12 protein-coding genes and 1 other RNA gene are annotated in these 13,809 nt (G+C 67.7%); all 13 read left to right on the forward strand.

Annotated elements, in window-relative coordinates; all coding sequences use genetic code 11:
* The first annotated feature begins 27 nt into the window (after positions 1 to 27).
* The 13 genes from rnpB (at position 28) to KPL74_21110 (ending at position 13,803) form a co-directional block, all read left to right on the forward strand.
* Positions 28 to 393, forward strand: an RNA gene (gene rnpB, locus KPL74_21050) — RNase P RNA component class A.
* Positions 394 to 934: 541 nt separating this feature from the next.
* Entirely contained in the window at positions 935 to 1,381 is a 447-nt protein-coding gene (mraZ, locus tag KPL74_21055; protein QWT20219.1) for a division/cell wall cluster transcriptional repressor MraZ, read from the forward strand.
* A gap of 47 nt (positions 1,382 to 1,428) precedes the next feature.
* Positions 1,429 to 2,352 carry a 16S rRNA (cytosine(1402)-N(4))-methyltransferase RsmH gene (rsmH, locus tag KPL74_21060; protein QWT20220.1) on the forward strand — a complete coding sequence of 308 codons (924 nt, stop codon included), beginning with the start codon at positions 1,429 to 1,431 and terminating at the stop codon, positions 2,350 to 2,352.
* Entirely contained in the window at positions 2,349 to 2,621 is a 273-nt protein-coding gene (gene ftsL / locus KPL74_21065) for a cell division protein FtsL (GenBank protein QWT20221.1), read from the forward strand. Before rsmH ends, ftsL begins: the two co-directional genes overlap by 4 nt.
* Positions 2,618 to 4,426, forward strand: a complete 1,809-nt coding sequence (locus KPL74_21070) for a penicillin-binding protein 2 (GenBank protein ID QWT20222.1) — start codon at positions 2,618 to 2,620, stop codon at positions 4,424 to 4,426. The genes ftsL and KPL74_21070 overlap by 4 nt, the downstream gene beginning before the upstream one ends.
* Positions 4,423 to 5,919 (forward strand): UDP-N-acetylmuramoyl-L-alanyl-D-glutamate--2,6-diaminopimelate ligase, encoded by a 1,497-nt coding sequence (locus KPL74_21075; protein ID QWT20223.1) that lies wholly within the window; start codon positions 4,423 to 4,425, stop codon positions 5,917 to 5,919. Before KPL74_21070 ends, KPL74_21075 begins: the two co-directional genes overlap by 4 nt.
* Entirely contained in the window at positions 5,916 to 7,280 is a 1,365-nt protein-coding gene (locus tag KPL74_21080) for a UDP-N-acetylmuramoyl-tripeptide--D-alanyl-D-alanine ligase (protein QWT20224.1), read from the forward strand. Before KPL74_21075 ends, KPL74_21080 begins: the two co-directional genes overlap by 4 nt.
* Before the next feature lie 70 nt (positions 7,281 to 7,350).
* Positions 7,351 to 8,352: a phospho-N-acetylmuramoyl-pentapeptide-transferase gene (gene mraY / locus KPL74_21085; protein ID QWT22646.1), complete on the forward strand. Its 1,002-nt coding sequence runs from the start codon at positions 7,351 to 7,353 to the stop codon at positions 8,350 to 8,352.
* Positions 8,353 to 8,356: 4 nt separating this feature from the next.
* Positions 8,357 to 9,577, forward strand: a complete 1,221-nt coding sequence (gene ftsW / locus KPL74_21090) for a putative lipid II flippase FtsW (protein QWT20225.1) — start codon at positions 8,357 to 8,359, stop codon at positions 9,575 to 9,577.
* Entirely contained in the window at positions 9,574 to 10,656 is a 1,083-nt protein-coding gene (gene murG, locus KPL74_21095; GenBank protein QWT20226.1) for an undecaprenyldiphospho-muramoylpentapeptide beta-N-acetylglucosaminyltransferase, read from the forward strand. Before ftsW ends, murG begins: the two co-directional genes overlap by 4 nt.
* Complete coding sequence (locus KPL74_21100; protein QWT20227.1) at positions 10,653 to 12,092, forward strand: UDP-N-acetylmuramate--L-alanine ligase; 1,440 nt, start codon at positions 10,653 to 10,655, stop codon at positions 12,090 to 12,092. Before murG ends, KPL74_21100 begins: the two co-directional genes overlap by 4 nt.
* On the forward strand, positions 12,092 to 13,063 hold the full coding sequence (locus KPL74_21105) for a D-alanine--D-alanine ligase (protein QWT20228.1): 972 nt from the start codon (positions 12,092 to 12,094) through the stop codon (positions 13,061 to 13,063). The genes KPL74_21100 and KPL74_21105 overlap by 1 nt, the downstream gene beginning before the upstream one ends.
* Complete coding sequence (locus tag KPL74_21110; GenBank protein QWT20229.1) at positions 13,063 to 13,803, forward strand: cell division protein FtsQ/DivIB; 741 nt, start codon at positions 13,063 to 13,065, stop codon at positions 13,801 to 13,803. The genes KPL74_21105 and KPL74_21110 overlap by 1 nt, the downstream gene beginning before the upstream one ends.
* Positions 13,804 to 13,809 lie beyond the last annotated feature (6 nt).

A 13,809-nucleotide genomic window follows, 5' to 3' on the forward strand; every position in this document is an offset into this window, starting at 1 on the left:
CGGGCGTCTCACGCTATACTCCGCGATGGAGTCGGCCGGGCAGTCGCGTCGCGCCGTGTGCGCGTCGAGGAAAGTCCGGGCTCCACAGGGCAGGGTGCCAGGTAACGCCTGGGCAGCGTGAGCTGACGGCCAGTGCAACAGAGAGCAGACCGCCGATGGCCCCGCAAGGGGATCAGGTAAGGGTGAAAGGGTGCGGTAAGAGCGCACCGCGTGCGGGGCTAACGTCGCACGGCACGGTAAACCCCACCCGGAGCAAGACCAAATAAGGGGATCATGATGCGGCCCGTATCGTCCCCGGGTAGGTTGCTAGAGCCTGGCGGTGACGCCAGGCCGAGAAGAATGACTGCTACGTCGCAAGACGCACAGAACCCGGCTTACAGGCCGACTCCAACTTCTTCCGATGCACGTTGCCGGGCCCTTCTGGGGCCCGGCTTCGTTTTGGGCGGGGAGAGTTGGGGGGGTGGGAAGTGGGGGCGCTATTCCGCCGACGTACGAGGGATCTGGATGCTCCCCTGTGCGAAGCGGCCAGCACGGACTGACGGCGAACCTCACGCGAACGCCGGCCGTGCCGCCCCCGCTTCCCATCTCCCATCTCCTGCTTTCGCCGATTGCACGTCTTTCGCACGTCCATCGCGCGCGGGCGCGCTCCTACAAAAAGCGAATGTGGGGCGAGGTGGAGGGGTGCACCTGAACGTGATGTTCGTCACGAAGCCTGATTTCACTCTCAGCTCACGCCTGAGTTCGTGAACGAAAAATCAAAAAATCCCTGCGATTCAACCACCTTCCGTCGATTGCTCAGAAATGGCTGGAATTAGTGATGAACAGGAGCTTTCTCCTTGATTCACAAGAAAAATTTCCTTGACAGTCTCAGACCCCGAGACTATCGTGGGCCCCAGTGTGAAATCGTGGGATTTGGTGGGACGGGCATCCAGACATGTTTCAAGGTGAGACAGCCATCACGGTCGACGACAAAGGTCGTCTGACGATTCCGACTTCGTATCGGGATCAGGTGGCTGTCGCCTGCGCAAATCGCCTGGTGCTCACCTACAACCCCTTCGAAACCGGTTGCCTGTGGCTCTTTCCGTACGCGGAGTGGGAGCGGGTCCGGGACGACGTCAACAAGCTTTCGTCCGTGAAGGCCGTGCACCGCAACCTGCAGATGAAGCTGGTAGGTGCCGCGGCCATCGTCGAACCGGATGGCGCAGCTCGCATCCTCCTCCCGGCCAGCCAGCGCGCTGCGGCGGGAATCGAGAAAAAGGCCGTGTTACTCGGCATGGGCAGCAAGTTCGAGCTTTGGAGCGAACAGGCCCACCTCGCGAAGATCCGGCAGACGATCGGCGAGGACGAGATCAGCGACGACATGGCGGAGCTGCGGCTGTAACGAATACCAATAACAAGTTGTAAGTGGAACGGGAGCGGGATGTGGCGATGGCGGGGCGCGATGTGCACATCCCGGTGATGCTCGAGGAAGTACTGGAGGGCCTCGCCGTGCGCGAGAACGGGCGGTATCTGGACGGCACATTCGGTCGCGGCGGTCACGCCCGGGCGATCCTTGCGCGTCTCTCCGCCGAGGGTCGCCTGTTCCTGATGGATCGCGACCCGACTGCAATCGCCGTTGCCGAAGCCGGCCTGGCGACCGATCCGCGCGTTGCCCTGCGCCACGACAACTTCGCCACCATGGGCGAATGGCCTGCGCTGGAAGGCGGCCTCGACGGCATCCTGCTCGACCTCGGCGTGTCCTCGCCGCAGCTCGACGACGCCAGCCGCGGTTTCAGCTTCATGGCCGATGCGCCGCTCGACATGCGCATGGATCCGACTCGCGGCATCAGCGCCGCCGACTTCCTCGCCAACGCGCCGGAAGCCGAGATCGCCGACGTGCTGTGGACCTTCGGTGAAGAGCGCTTCAGCCGCCGCATCGCGAAGAACATCGTCGAGCGCCGCGCCACCGCGCCGATCACCCGCACCGGCGAGCTTTCCGAACTGGTCGCGCGTTGCGTCGGTCGTCGCGAGCCGGGCAAGAATCCCGCCACGCGGACCTTCCAGGCGCTGCGCATCCGCGTGAACGCTGAGCTGGAATCCGTGCAGCAGGGCCTCGACGCCGCGCTGGAACTGCTCGACGTGGGTGGCCGCCTCGCCATCATCAGCTTCCACTCGCTGGAAGACCGCACGGTGAAGCAGTTCATCCGTTCGCACGAAGGCCGCGTGCAGGGCAGCCGTCGCGGCCCGCCGATCGAGCCGAAGCCGGCGCGCCTGAAGCCGGTGGGCAAGGCGATCTTCCCGTCCGACGCCGAAGTGTCCGCGAACCCGCGTTCGCGCTCCGCCGTGCTGCGCATCGCGGAGAAGCTGGCATGAAGACCTTCGGCGCGATCTGCCTCACGCTGTTGCTGCTCGCCGTCATCGGCAGCGCGATCGGCGTGGTGTGGACGCGCCACGAGAGCCGCGTGCTCTTTGTCGAGCTGTCGCGCCTGCAGTCGCAGAAGGACGACATCGGCGTCGAATACGGCCGCCTCGAGCTGGAGCAGGCCACCTATGCCGAGCCCAGCCGCATCGACGGCGACGCCCGTGAAAAGCTCGGCATGTTCACGCCGAAGCCGCAAGACATCCAGCTGGTGCGTCGATGAGGGCGCGCCAGGGCAAGCCGGTCGTTCCCAGCCGCCGCCGCGGCCAGGGCCCGAGCCCGCGCAAGCGCATGACCGTGATGGTGGCGGTGCTGTGCGTCGCGGCCTCGGGCCTGCTCGTGCGCGCGTTCGACCTGCAGGTGGTGCGCAAGCAGTTCTACCAGGACCAGGGCGACGCACGTTTCCTGCGTGAAATGCCGATCGCCGTGTCGCGTGGCACGATCTTCGACCGCAACGGCGAGCCGCTCGCGGTGTCGACGCCGGTCGCTTCGCTGTGGGCCAATCCGCCCGAGCTGCTCGAGAACGCCGACCGCATCCCGGACCTGGCCAGGGCGCTGCACGTCGACGCCGACGACCTGAAGCAGAAGATCGAGCAGCGCGCCGACAAGGAATTCATGTACATCACCCGCCAGATGCGTCCGGAAGACGCGCAGGCCGTGATGGACCTGAAGATCCCCGGCATCAACTCGCAGCGTGAATACCGCCGCTATTACCCGTCGGGTGCGGTGAACAGCCACATCCTGGGCTTCACCAACATCGACGACCACGGCCAGGAAGGCCTGGAGCTGTCGTACGACCAGTGGCTGGCCGGCAAGCCGGGCGCGAAGCGGGTGATCCGCGACCGCATGGGCCACGTGGTGGAAGACGTCGAGCTGGTGCGCGAGCCGCAGCCGGGTCGCGACATCACGCTGTCGATCGATCGCCGCATCCAGTACCTGGCATACAGCGCGCTGAAAGACACGCTGGACAAGAACAAGGCCGACTCGGGCTCGATCGTGGTGATGGACGTGCACACCGGCGAAGTCCTGGGCATGGCCAACCTGCCGTCGTTCAACCCGAACGCCGTGCGTGGCAGCAGCCCGGGCGACCGCCGCAATCGCGCGGTCACCGACGTGGTCGAGCCGGGCTCGACGATGAAGGCGTTCACCATGGCCGCGGCGCTGACCAGCGGCAAGTACACGCCGACGGCACCGTTGATCGAGACCTCGCCGGGTACGTGGATGATGGGCGGCCACCCGGTGCGCGACACGCATAACTGGGGCACGCTCACCCCGACCGGCGTCATCACCAAGTCGTCCAACGTCGGCGCGGCCAAGATCGCGATGACGCTCGACACCGACCTGATGTACGGCATGTACAAGTCGTTCGGCCTGGGCAACAGCACGGGCAGCGGCTTCCCCGGCGAAGCCTCGGGCTACCTGCCGGTGGGCCGCACGTGGAAGCCGATCGAAAAGTCGCGCCTCGCCTACGGCTACAACCTCAACGTCACCCCGCTGCAGCTGGCGACCGGTTACGCCGCCATCGCCAACGGCGGCGCGTATCGCGCACCGAGCTTCATCAAGGGCGCGGACAACCCGATCAACCAGGTCGTGACGCCGGAAGTGGCCCACGAGCTGGTGCGCATGCTGGAAACCGTGGTCGCCCCGGGCGGCACCGGCTTTGGCTTCGCCTCGGTGGCCAACTACAGCGTGGCCGGCAAGACCGGTACCTCGCACAAAAACTCCGTGGGTGGCTACGCCGCCAACAACTACATCTCGCTGTTCGTGGGCATGATCCCGGCGAGCAACCCGCGCCTGGTCACCGTGGTGGTGATCAACGATCCGAAGGGCGGCCACTACTACGGTGGTTCGGTCGCCGGCCCGGCTTTCGCCAACGTGATGACCGGCGCCGTGCGCCTGCTCGACATCCCGCCGGACAACGTCGGCCGCTGGTACGCCGGCGGCCCGAGCCAGGGCGGCATGATCGGCACCACCAACGCACCCCCTCCGGCCGCGGACGACAGTGCGGCGGAAGAGGTGGTGCCGTGACGACGATGGCCCTCTCCGCACTGCTCGACGGTTTCGCCGACGCCCAGGGTGCCGGCGAAATCGTCGTTTCGGGCCTTGCGCTCGATTCGCGCGAGATCGCCGAAGGCAATGCCTTCGTCGCACTGCGCGGCACGAAGGGCCACGGCATGGACTTCGCCGCGAAGGCGATCGAAAACGGCGCGGCGGTGATCCTCGCCGAAGCCCCGTTCGATGCCGTGGACGCCGGCGTGCCGGTGGTCAGCGTGAAGGGCCTGCGCGAACATACCGGTGCCATCGCCGCGCGCTTCCATGGCGAGCCGTCGCAGGCGCTGGAAGTGATCGGCGTGACCGGCACCAATGGCAAGACCTCTACCGTGCAGCTGATCGCGCAGGCGCTGGCCTTCCTCGGCCGCAAGCCGGCGAGCGTCGGTACGCTGGGCGCGGGCCTGCATGGCGCGATCGTCGAAGGCGAGCGCACCACGCCGGATGCGATCAGCATGCAGGCGCTGTTCGCCGGCTTCCGCGAAGCAGGCGCCTCGCACGTGGCGATGGAAGTCTCCTCCCACGCGCTGGAGCAGGGCCGGGTCAACGCGATCGCGTTCGACGTCGCCGTGTTCACCAACCTCACCCGCGACCACCTCGATTACCACGGCACGATGGAAGCCTACGGCGCGGCCAAGGCGAAGCTGTTCGCTTTCGACGGCCTGCGCGCGGCGGTCGTCAACGTCGACGACCCGTTCGGCCTGAAGCTGGCCAAGGGCCTGGCCGAAGGCGTGCAGAAGCTGCGCACGTCGATGGCCCACGACGCCACCGACAAGGACGCCGAAGTCCGTGCCGACATCATCGTTACCTCGGCGCGCGGCCTGTCGTTCAACCTCAACACCCCGTGGGGCATGCGCACCGTGCGCAGCGCGCTGCTCGGCCGTTTCAACGTCGCCAACCTGCTGGCCGTGGCCGCGGTGCTCGGCGCGCTGGGCGAGCCGTTCGAGCGGATCCATGCGGCGCTGGAAGCACTCGAGCCGGTCAACGGCCGGATGAGCCGCCTCGGCGGCGACGGCAGGAAGCCGCTGGTGGTGGTCGATTACTCGCATACGCCGGACGCGCTGAAGCAGGCGCTGCTGGCGCTGCGTTCGCATACCAAGGGCAAGCTGGTCTGCGTGTTCGGCGCCGGTGGCGACCGCGACGCGGGCAAGCGCCCGATCATGGCCGGCATCGCCGAACGCCTCGCCGACGTGGTGATCGTCACCGACGACAACCCGCGTAGCGAAGACGGCGACGCCATCGTCGAGCAGATCGTCGCCGGCTTTGTCCACGCCGACACCGTGACGGTGGAGCGCGACCGCGCGAAGGCGATCGCCCTGGCGCTGGCCGGGACCAAGGCCGACGATGTGGTGCTGATCGCCGGCAAGGGGCACGAAACCTATCAGGAAGGTCCGGAGGGCAAGCGTCCCTTCGACGACCTCGCCGTCGCCCGCGAGGCGATGGCCCACGGCAGCAAGGGAGTCCGCGCATGATGCGCCTGTCCGCCGTTGCCCTCTGGACTCGAGGCCGCCTGCAGGGCGCCGACGCCGAGGTCACCGGTTTTGCCATCGATACGCGCAAGCTGCAGCCGGGCGACCTGTTCGTCGCGCTGCCGGGCGAGCAGGTCGATGGCCATGATTACGTCGCCGCGGCCGCGGCGAAGGGTGCGGTCGGTGCGCTCGTCACCCATCCGGTGGCGGTCGACCTGCCGCAGGTCATCGTCGACGACACCCAGCTCGCGCTGGGCGACCTGGCCAGCGCCACCCGTGCGCAGCGCAAGGTCCGGGTGATCGGCATCACTGGCTCCAACGGCAAGACCACGGTGAAGACGCTGACCGCGTCGATCCTGTCGCGCCACGGCCGCACCCACGTCAATGCCGGCAATTTCAATAACGAGCTGGGCATGCCGCTCACCTTGCTGGCGATGCCGGAAGACACCGAATACGCCGTGCTGGAAATGGGCGCGGGCAAGCCGGGCGACATCGATTACCTGGCCGCCATCGCACGGCCCGATATCGGCCTCGTCAACTCCATCGCCGCCGCGCATCTTGAGCGCATGGGCACGATCGAAGGCGTCGCCGAAACCAAGGGCGCGCTGTACCAGTCGCTGCCAGCCGATGGCGTCGCCATCATCAACGCGGACGACGAGCGCTTCGCCGGCTTCTTCGCCGGCCTGGCCGGTTCGCGCCGCGTGCTTCGCTACGGCCTGGCCCATCGCGCCGACATCGGTGCCGACATCGTCGAGGAACGCATCGACGGTACGCACTTCGTGCTCTCCACGCCGCACGGCGATGGCGACGTGCGCCTGCCGCTGGCCGGACGACACAATGTCGCCAACGCGCTAGCCGCCGCGGCGATCGCCGTGGCGCTGGACGTCCCGGTCGAAACCATCGTCGACGGCCTGGAGCAGGTGCCTCACGTCGCCGGCCGACTCGACCTTGAGCCGATGGCCGGTGGCTGGATGCTGGTCGACGACAGCTACAACGCCAACCCGGGGTCGGCCGCCGCGGCGATCGACACGCTGGCGCTGGCCCGTGGCGAACGCTGGCTGATCCTCGGCGACATGGCCGAGCTGGGTGCCGACACGCTGAAGCTGCATGCCGGCATCGGCCGCTATGCGCACGAGCGCGGCATCGAACGCCTGCTCGCCACCGGCCTGAAGAGTGCCGCCGCCGTCGAAGCCTTCGGCGCGGGCGCACAGCATTTCGCCACGCAGGAAGACCTCATCGAGGCAGCGTGCGCGCAGATCCACGAGGGCGTTACCGTTCTGGTGAAAGGCTCGCGATCGTCCGGCATGGAGCGGGTGGTCGCGGCAATGAAGAAGTACGCTGAAGGAGCATCCCATGCTGCTTGAACTGGCGGAATGGATGGCTCGGCACTTCACGTCCTTGCATCTTTTCCAGTACATCACCTTCCGCGCGATCATGGCGGCGCTTACCGCGCTGGCCGTGTCGCTGCTGCTCGGCCCGGCGCTGATCCGCAAGCTGGCCGCGCTGAAGGCCGGCCAGGTGGTGCGCAGCGATGGCCCGCAGACCCATCTGTCCAAGGCCGGTACGCCGACCATGGGTGGCACGCTGATCCTGTTCGCGATCGGCATCGCCACGCTGCTCTGGGCCGACCTCAACAACCGTTACATCTGGACGGTGCTGCTGGTGACCCTGGCCTTCGGCGCGATTGGCTTCTACGACGATTACCGCAAGCTGGTGCTGAAGGACAGCCGTGGCCTCGCCAGCCGCTGGAAGTATTTCTGGCAGTCGGTGTTCGGCCTCGCCGCCGCGCTGTTCCTGTACCACACGCACCAGGTCCCGGCGGAAACCGCACTGTACGTGCCGCTGTTCAAGCAGGTCGCGCTACCGCTGGGCCTGCTGTTCGTGGTGATCGGTTACTTCATCATCGTCGGCTTCTCCAACGCGGTGAACCTGACCGACGGCCTCGACGGCCTGGCGATCATGCCCAGCGTGCTGGTCTCCGGCGCGCTTGGGATCTTCGCCTACCTCGCCGGTAACAAGCTGTTCTCCGAATACCTCGGCATCCCGGCGATTCCCGGCGCGGGCGAGCTGGCGGTGTTCTGCAGCGCGCTGGCCGGTGCCGGCCTCGGCTTCCTCTGGTTCAACACCTACCCGGCGCAGGTGTTCATGGGCGACGTCGGCGCGCTGGCGATCGGCGCCGCGCTGGGCACGGTCGCGCTGATCGTCCGCCAGGAAATCGTGCTGCTGGTGATGGGCGGCGTGTTCGTGATGGAAACGGCCTCGGTGATGTTGCAGGTGGGCAGCTTCAAGCTGCGCGGCAAGCGGATCTTCCGCATGGCGCCGATCCACCACCACTTCGAGCTGAAGGGCTGGCCCGAGCCGCGCGTCATCGTTCGCTTCTGGATCATCAGCGTCGTGCTGGTGCTTATTGGCCTCGCTACGTTGAAGGTGCGCTAAGGGCATGTTCGGCTTCGGTAACAAGCAGGCACAGCGCCGCCAGGGCCCGCGGGGGAGTTTCGACATCCCGCTGCTGCTGGCTGCGCTCGCGCTGGCGACCATCGGCGTGGTGATGGTGACCTCCAGCTCGATCGCGGTGGCCGATGGGTCGCACGTGGGCGCCTTCTATTACCTGAAAAAGCACATCGGCTTCCTCGTCGGTGGCTGCATCCTGGCCGGCGTGGCCATGCGCACCGAGCTGAAGCTGATCGAGAAGCACAGCACGCTGTTGTTGATGCTCGGCGTGATGGGCCTGTTGCTGGTGTTCGTGCCGGGCTTCGGCATGCGCATCAACGGCGCGCGCCGCTGGATCAACCTGTTCGTCACCAGCTTCCAGCCGGTGGAAGCAATGAAGGTGATCCTGGTCGCCTACCTGTCCAGCTACCTGGTGCGCCACCGCGAAGGCGTGGAGTACGAACTGTTCGGCGTGGTCAAGCCGATCGGCGTCGCCGGCTTCATCGTGTTGCTGCTGCTGGCCCAGCCCGACTTCGGTTCGGCCGCGCTGGTCGTCGCCACCACGGTGGGCATGGTCTGGCTGGCCGGCGCGCGCATGCGCAACCTGTTCCTGCTGGCGCTGCCGCTGGTGCCGCTGCTGATCTACGCAGCCACCGCCGAGGACTACCGCATCAAGCGCCTGACCTCGTTCCTCGATCCGTGGAAGGATCCGTTCAACGACGGCTTCCAGCTGACCCAGGCGCTGATCGCCGTGGGCCGTGGCGAGTGGGTGGGCGTGGGCCTGGGTTCCAGCGTGCAGAAGCTGTTCTACCTGCCCGAAGCGCATACCGACTTCATCCTCGCGGTGCTCGCCGAAGAGCTGGGCCTCGCGGGCATCACCACGGTCATCCTGCTTTACGTCGTGCTGGTCGGCCGTGGCCTGTACATCGGCCTGAAGGGCGTCGAGCTCGGCCATCGCTTCTCCGGCTACGTGGCCTACGGCATCTCGCTGATGCTCGGCTTCCAGGCCATGGTCTCGATCGGCGTGAACCTGGGCGTGCTGCCGACCAAGGGCCTGACCCTGCCGCTGATCAGCTCGGGCGGTTCGTCCGTGCTGATGACCTGCTGCATGGTCGGCGTGCTGCTGCGTGCCACCTTCGAGATCAACCGCGCCGAAGACGCGCGGCAGACGGCGGTGCGCATGCCGGCGAGCGCCATTCCCGATGCCGCCGCGCACGGAGGCCTCGCATGAGCGGTCCCGTGCTGATCATGGCCGGCGGTACCGGCGGCCACATTTTCCCCGGGCTGGCCGTGGCCGACGAACTGCGCGCGCAGGGCGTGCCGGTGGCGTGGCTCGGTGCGGCCGGTGGCATGGAAACCCGTGTGGTGCCGGCGCACGACATCGCGCTGCACACCGTGAAGGTGGGTGGCCTGCGCGGCAAGGGCCTGAAGACCCGCGTGCTCGCGCCGCTGATGCTGGCCCGCGCGCTGTTCGATTCGCTGTCGCTGCTGCGCCGGATCAAGCCGCGCTGCGTGCTGTCCATGGGCGGTTATGTTGCCGGGCCCGCTGGCGTCGCCGCACGCCTGGCCGGCATTCCGCTGGTGGTGCACGAACAGAATGCCGTGGCCGGCTACACCAACCGCAAGCTCGCCGGTTTCGCGAAGCGCGTGCTCACCGGCTTCCCCAACGTGCTGCCCGGCGCGGAATGGGTGGGTAACCCGGTACGCGCCGCCATCGCCGCGCTGCCGGCCCCGGCCGTGCGCTTCAACCAGCGCAACGGCGCGCCGCGCGTGCTGGTGCTCGGTGGCAGCCTCGGTGCGCGGACCCTGAACACCAGCGTGCCCAAGGCGCTTGCCTTGCTCGCCGCCCACGGCGTGCAGCCCGACGTCGTCCACCAGACCGGCGAGCGTGGCCTGCCCGAAGCCGTCGACGCCTACACCCAGGCTGGCGTGGCCACCAACGTCGTGCCTTTCATCGAAGACATGGCCGGCGCCTACGAGTGGGCCGACGTGGTGGTCTGCCGCGCTGGCGCGCTCACCGTGGCCGAACTCTGCGCCGCCGGCCTCGAAGCCCTGCTGGTGCCGTTCCCGCATGCGGTCGACGACCACCAGACCGCGAACGCCCGCGCGATGGTCGACGTCGGCGGTGCGCGCCTCGTCGCCGATGCCGCGCTGAACCAGGACGATTCCCCGCGCATGCTTGCCCAGATGCTCATCGACCTGCTCGCCAACCGCGAGCAGATCCTCAACGCGGCGAACGCCTCGCGCTCGCTGGCCAAACCCGACGCTGCATCAACGATTGCCCGTCACTGCATGGAGGTTTCCGCATGACGCCCGGTCGTTTGCGCGCCCACGACGATTTCATGACTTCGTTCCGCCGTGTCCACTTCATCGGCGTGGGCGGCGTCGGCATGAGCGGCATCGCCGAAGTGCTGGCTAACCTCGGCTACAGCGTGTCGGGTTCCGACCGCGCGCCGTCGACCACGACTGACCGCCTGGGCAAGCTCGGCGTCGACGTGCGCATCGGCCACGAGGCCGCGAACATCGACGGTGCCGACGTCATCGTGACCTCGAGCGCGATCCGCAAGGACAATCCGGAACTGGTCGCCGCGCATGCCGCGCGCATCCCGGTGGTGCCGCGCGCCGAAATGCTCGGCGAGCTGATGCGCTTCCGCCGTGGCATCGCCATCGCCGGCACGCACGGCAAGACCACCACCACCAGCCTCGTCGCCAGCGTGCTGGCCGAAGCCGACTACGACCCGACCTTCGTGATCGGTGGGCAGCTCAATGCCGCCGGTGCGAACGCCCGCCTGGGCACCGGCCAGTACCTTGTCGCCGAAGCCGACGAGTCGGACGGTTCGTTCCTGATGCTGTCGCCGGTGATGGCCGTCGTGACCAACATCGACGCCGACCATCTCGAGAATTACAACGGCGACTTCGCCCAGGTGAAGAAGGCCTTCGGTGACTTCCTGCATCGCCTGCCGTTCTACGGCATGGCCGTGCTGTGCATCGACGACGAAGAAACCGCGAAGCTGGCGCAGGACACCTCGCGCCGCCTGCTCACCTACGGCATCGACAACGCGTCCGCCGACGTCACGGCGACCAACGTGCGCCAGGCCGGCTTCCAGATGCAGTTCGACCTGCGCCTGCCGGGCCTTGCCGAGACCGTGCCGGTGACGCTGAACCTGCCGGGCCGGCACAACGTGCAGAACGCGCTGGCCGCGGCCGCCGTGGGCTGGCAGCTCGGCGTCGAGCCGGCCGCCATCGCGCACGCGCTGGCTGCGTTCGAAGGCGTCGGCCGTCGTTTCCACCGCCGTGGCGAAGTGGCCCTGGACGAGGGTACCGCGCTGCTGGTCGACGACTACGGCCATCATCCGCGCGAGCTGGCTGCCGTGTTCTCGGCCGCACGTGGCGGCTGGCCGGATCGTCGCCTCGTGGTGGCGTTCCAGCCGCATCGCTACAGCCGTACGCGCGACCTGCTCGACGACTTCGCCAACGTGCTCGCCGAAACCGACGTGCTGGTGCTGACCGAGGTGTACCCGGCCGGCGAAGCGCCGATCGCCGGCGCCGACGGCAAGGCCCTGGCCCGCGCGATCCGCGCGCGCGGCAAGACCGACCCGGTGCTGGTCGACCACCCGCGCGACCTGCGCCACACGCTGTCCGCGCTGGCGCGCGACGGCGACCTGATCCTGCTGCTGGGCGCCGGCGACATCGGCGCCGCGGCCATCGAACTGGCCACGGCTGGCCACCTGAGGACGACCAAGTAATGAGCACCACCCGTTTCCCGCGCCGTGTCACCGATGCCGCCGATTTCGGCCGCGTCGCCGTGGTCATGGGCGGCAACTCGGCCGAACGCGAAGTCTCGCTGAACTCGGGGCAGGGCGTGCTCGCCGCGCTGCGCTCCGCCGGCGTGGACGCCCATGCGATCGACGGTATCCCGGCGCTGCTCGACGCCGTGCGCGCCGGCCACTTCGCCCGCGTGTTCAACATCCTGCACGGTGCGGGTGGCGAGAACGGCGAACTGCAGGGCGCCCTGCAGTCGCTCGGCGTGCCGTACACCGGTTCGGGCGTGCTGGGTTCGGCGCTGTCGCTGGACAAGGTCCGCGCCAAGCAGGTCTGGATCGCACTGGGCCTGCCGACGCCGAAGTTCGTCGCGCTGCCGCGCGGTGCCGACGTGCACGCCGCCGCGCGCCAGGTCGGTTTCCCGCTGATCGTGAAGCCGGCCTGGGAAGGTTCCAGCGTGGGCGTGACCCGCGTGTTCAAGGAAGCGGACCTGGACGACGCGGTCGAGCTGGCCCGCCGTTACCCGGGCGACCTGCTGATGGAAACCCTGATCGAAGGCGATGCACGGGAAGGTGGCGAGTTCACCGTCGGCATCGTCGGCCGTGACGTGCTGCCGACGATCAAGATCGTGCCGGCCGGCGAGTATTACGACTACAACGCCAAGTACATCTCGGACGAAACGCAGTACCTCTGCCCGGGCCTGTCCGGCGCGGCGGAAGACGAGATGCGCGCGCTCGCGCTGCAGGCGTTCGATGCGCTGGACTGCTTCGGCTGGGGCCGCGTCGACGTGATGCGCGACCGCCATGGCAAGAACTGGCTGCTGGAAGTGAACACCGCGCCGGGCATGACTTCGCATTCGCTGGTGCCGAAGGCCGCCGCCGTCGCTGGCCTGGATTACCCGGGCCTGTGCTGGCGCGTGCTGGAAACCTCCATGGAACGGGAGGCGTCGAAGTAATGAAGGGAGCCGCCGCCACGCGGATCGTCGCATGGGCTATCGCCATCACCCTGGTGGCGTTGCCTGTCGTGGGCGTGATGCAGGGCTGGTTCGCCGTCGGCCGCTGGCCGGTGACGCAGCTGAAGGTGGAAGCGGAGTTCACCCACGTCAGCGCCGAGCAGATCCGCAGTGCCGCGATTCCCCTGTTGGGCAAGGGCTTCTTTGCCACCGACCTGGAAAACGTACGCAAGTCGATCGGCAACCTGCCGTGGGTGGAGTCGGTGGAAGTGCGCAAGCGCTGGCCCGACACGCTGCTGGTGCGTATCTACGAACGCCAGCCGTTCGCGCGCTGGAACGAAGATCGCCTGATCAGCCGCCAGGGCCAGGTGTTCGACGCACCCGGCGCCGACCAGATGGGCGACCTGCCGCGACTGTCGGGCCCGGATTCGCGGCTGGCCGAAGTGGTGAGCTTCTATGCGCAGGTGCGCAAGGCCTTCGAAGGCCGGGCAGGGATGTCGGTCGTCGGCGTATCGCTCACCCAGCGCGGCAGCTGGAGCGTGATCATGGATAGCGGCGCCGAGATCGTGATCGGCGACCGCGAGCAGGCCGATCGCCGGCTGGCCCGCTTCCTCGATGTCTACCCGCAACTCGTTGCAGGTCACCGTAGCGGTTTCGCTTACGCCGACCTGCGTTACACCAACGGATTCGCCATCCGGTGGCCGCCATCGGACAACACGGCCACCCCCAAGGTCGGAACCTGAGCTAGA

The organism is Bacillus sp. NP157, from assembly GCA_018889975.1.
GTDB lineage: Bacteria > Pseudomonadota > Gammaproteobacteria > Xanthomonadales > Rhodanobacteraceae > Luteibacter.

Coding starts and splice junctions, on each gene's coding strand:
- mraZ (QWT20219.1), top strand. CDS start 935: ATGTTTCAAGGTGAGACAGCCATCACGGTCGACGACAAAGGTCGTCTG.
- rsmH (QWT20220.1), top strand. CDS start 1,429: ATGGCGGGGCGCGATGTGCACATCCCGGTGATGCTCGAGGAAGTACTG.
- ftsL (QWT20221.1), top strand. CDS start 2,349: ATGAAGACCTTCGGCGCGATCTGCCTCACGCTGTTGCTGCTCGCCGTC.
- KPL74_21070 (QWT20222.1), top strand. CDS start 2,618: ATGAGGGCGCGCCAGGGCAAGCCGGTCGTTCCCAGCCGCCGCCGCGGC.
- KPL74_21080 (QWT20224.1), top strand. CDS start 5,916: ATGATGCGCCTGTCCGCCGTTGCCCTCTGGACTCGAGGCCGCCTGCAG.
- mraY (QWT22646.1), top strand. CDS start 7,351: ATGGCGGCGCTTACCGCGCTGGCCGTGTCGCTGCTGCTCGGCCCGGCG.
- ftsW (QWT20225.1), top strand. CDS start 8,357: ATGTTCGGCTTCGGTAACAAGCAGGCACAGCGCCGCCAGGGCCCGCGG.
- murG (QWT20226.1), top strand. CDS start 9,574: ATGAGCGGTCCCGTGCTGATCATGGCCGGCGGTACCGGCGGCCACATT.
- KPL74_21100 (QWT20227.1), top strand. CDS start 10,653: ATGACGCCCGGTCGTTTGCGCGCCCACGACGATTTCATGACTTCGTTC.
- KPL74_21105 (QWT20228.1), top strand. CDS start 12,092: ATGAGCACCACCCGTTTCCCGCGCCGTGTCACCGATGCCGCCGATTTC.
- KPL74_21110 (QWT20229.1), top strand. CDS start 13,063: ATGAAGGGAGCCGCCGCCACGCGGATCGTCGCATGGGCTATCGCCATC.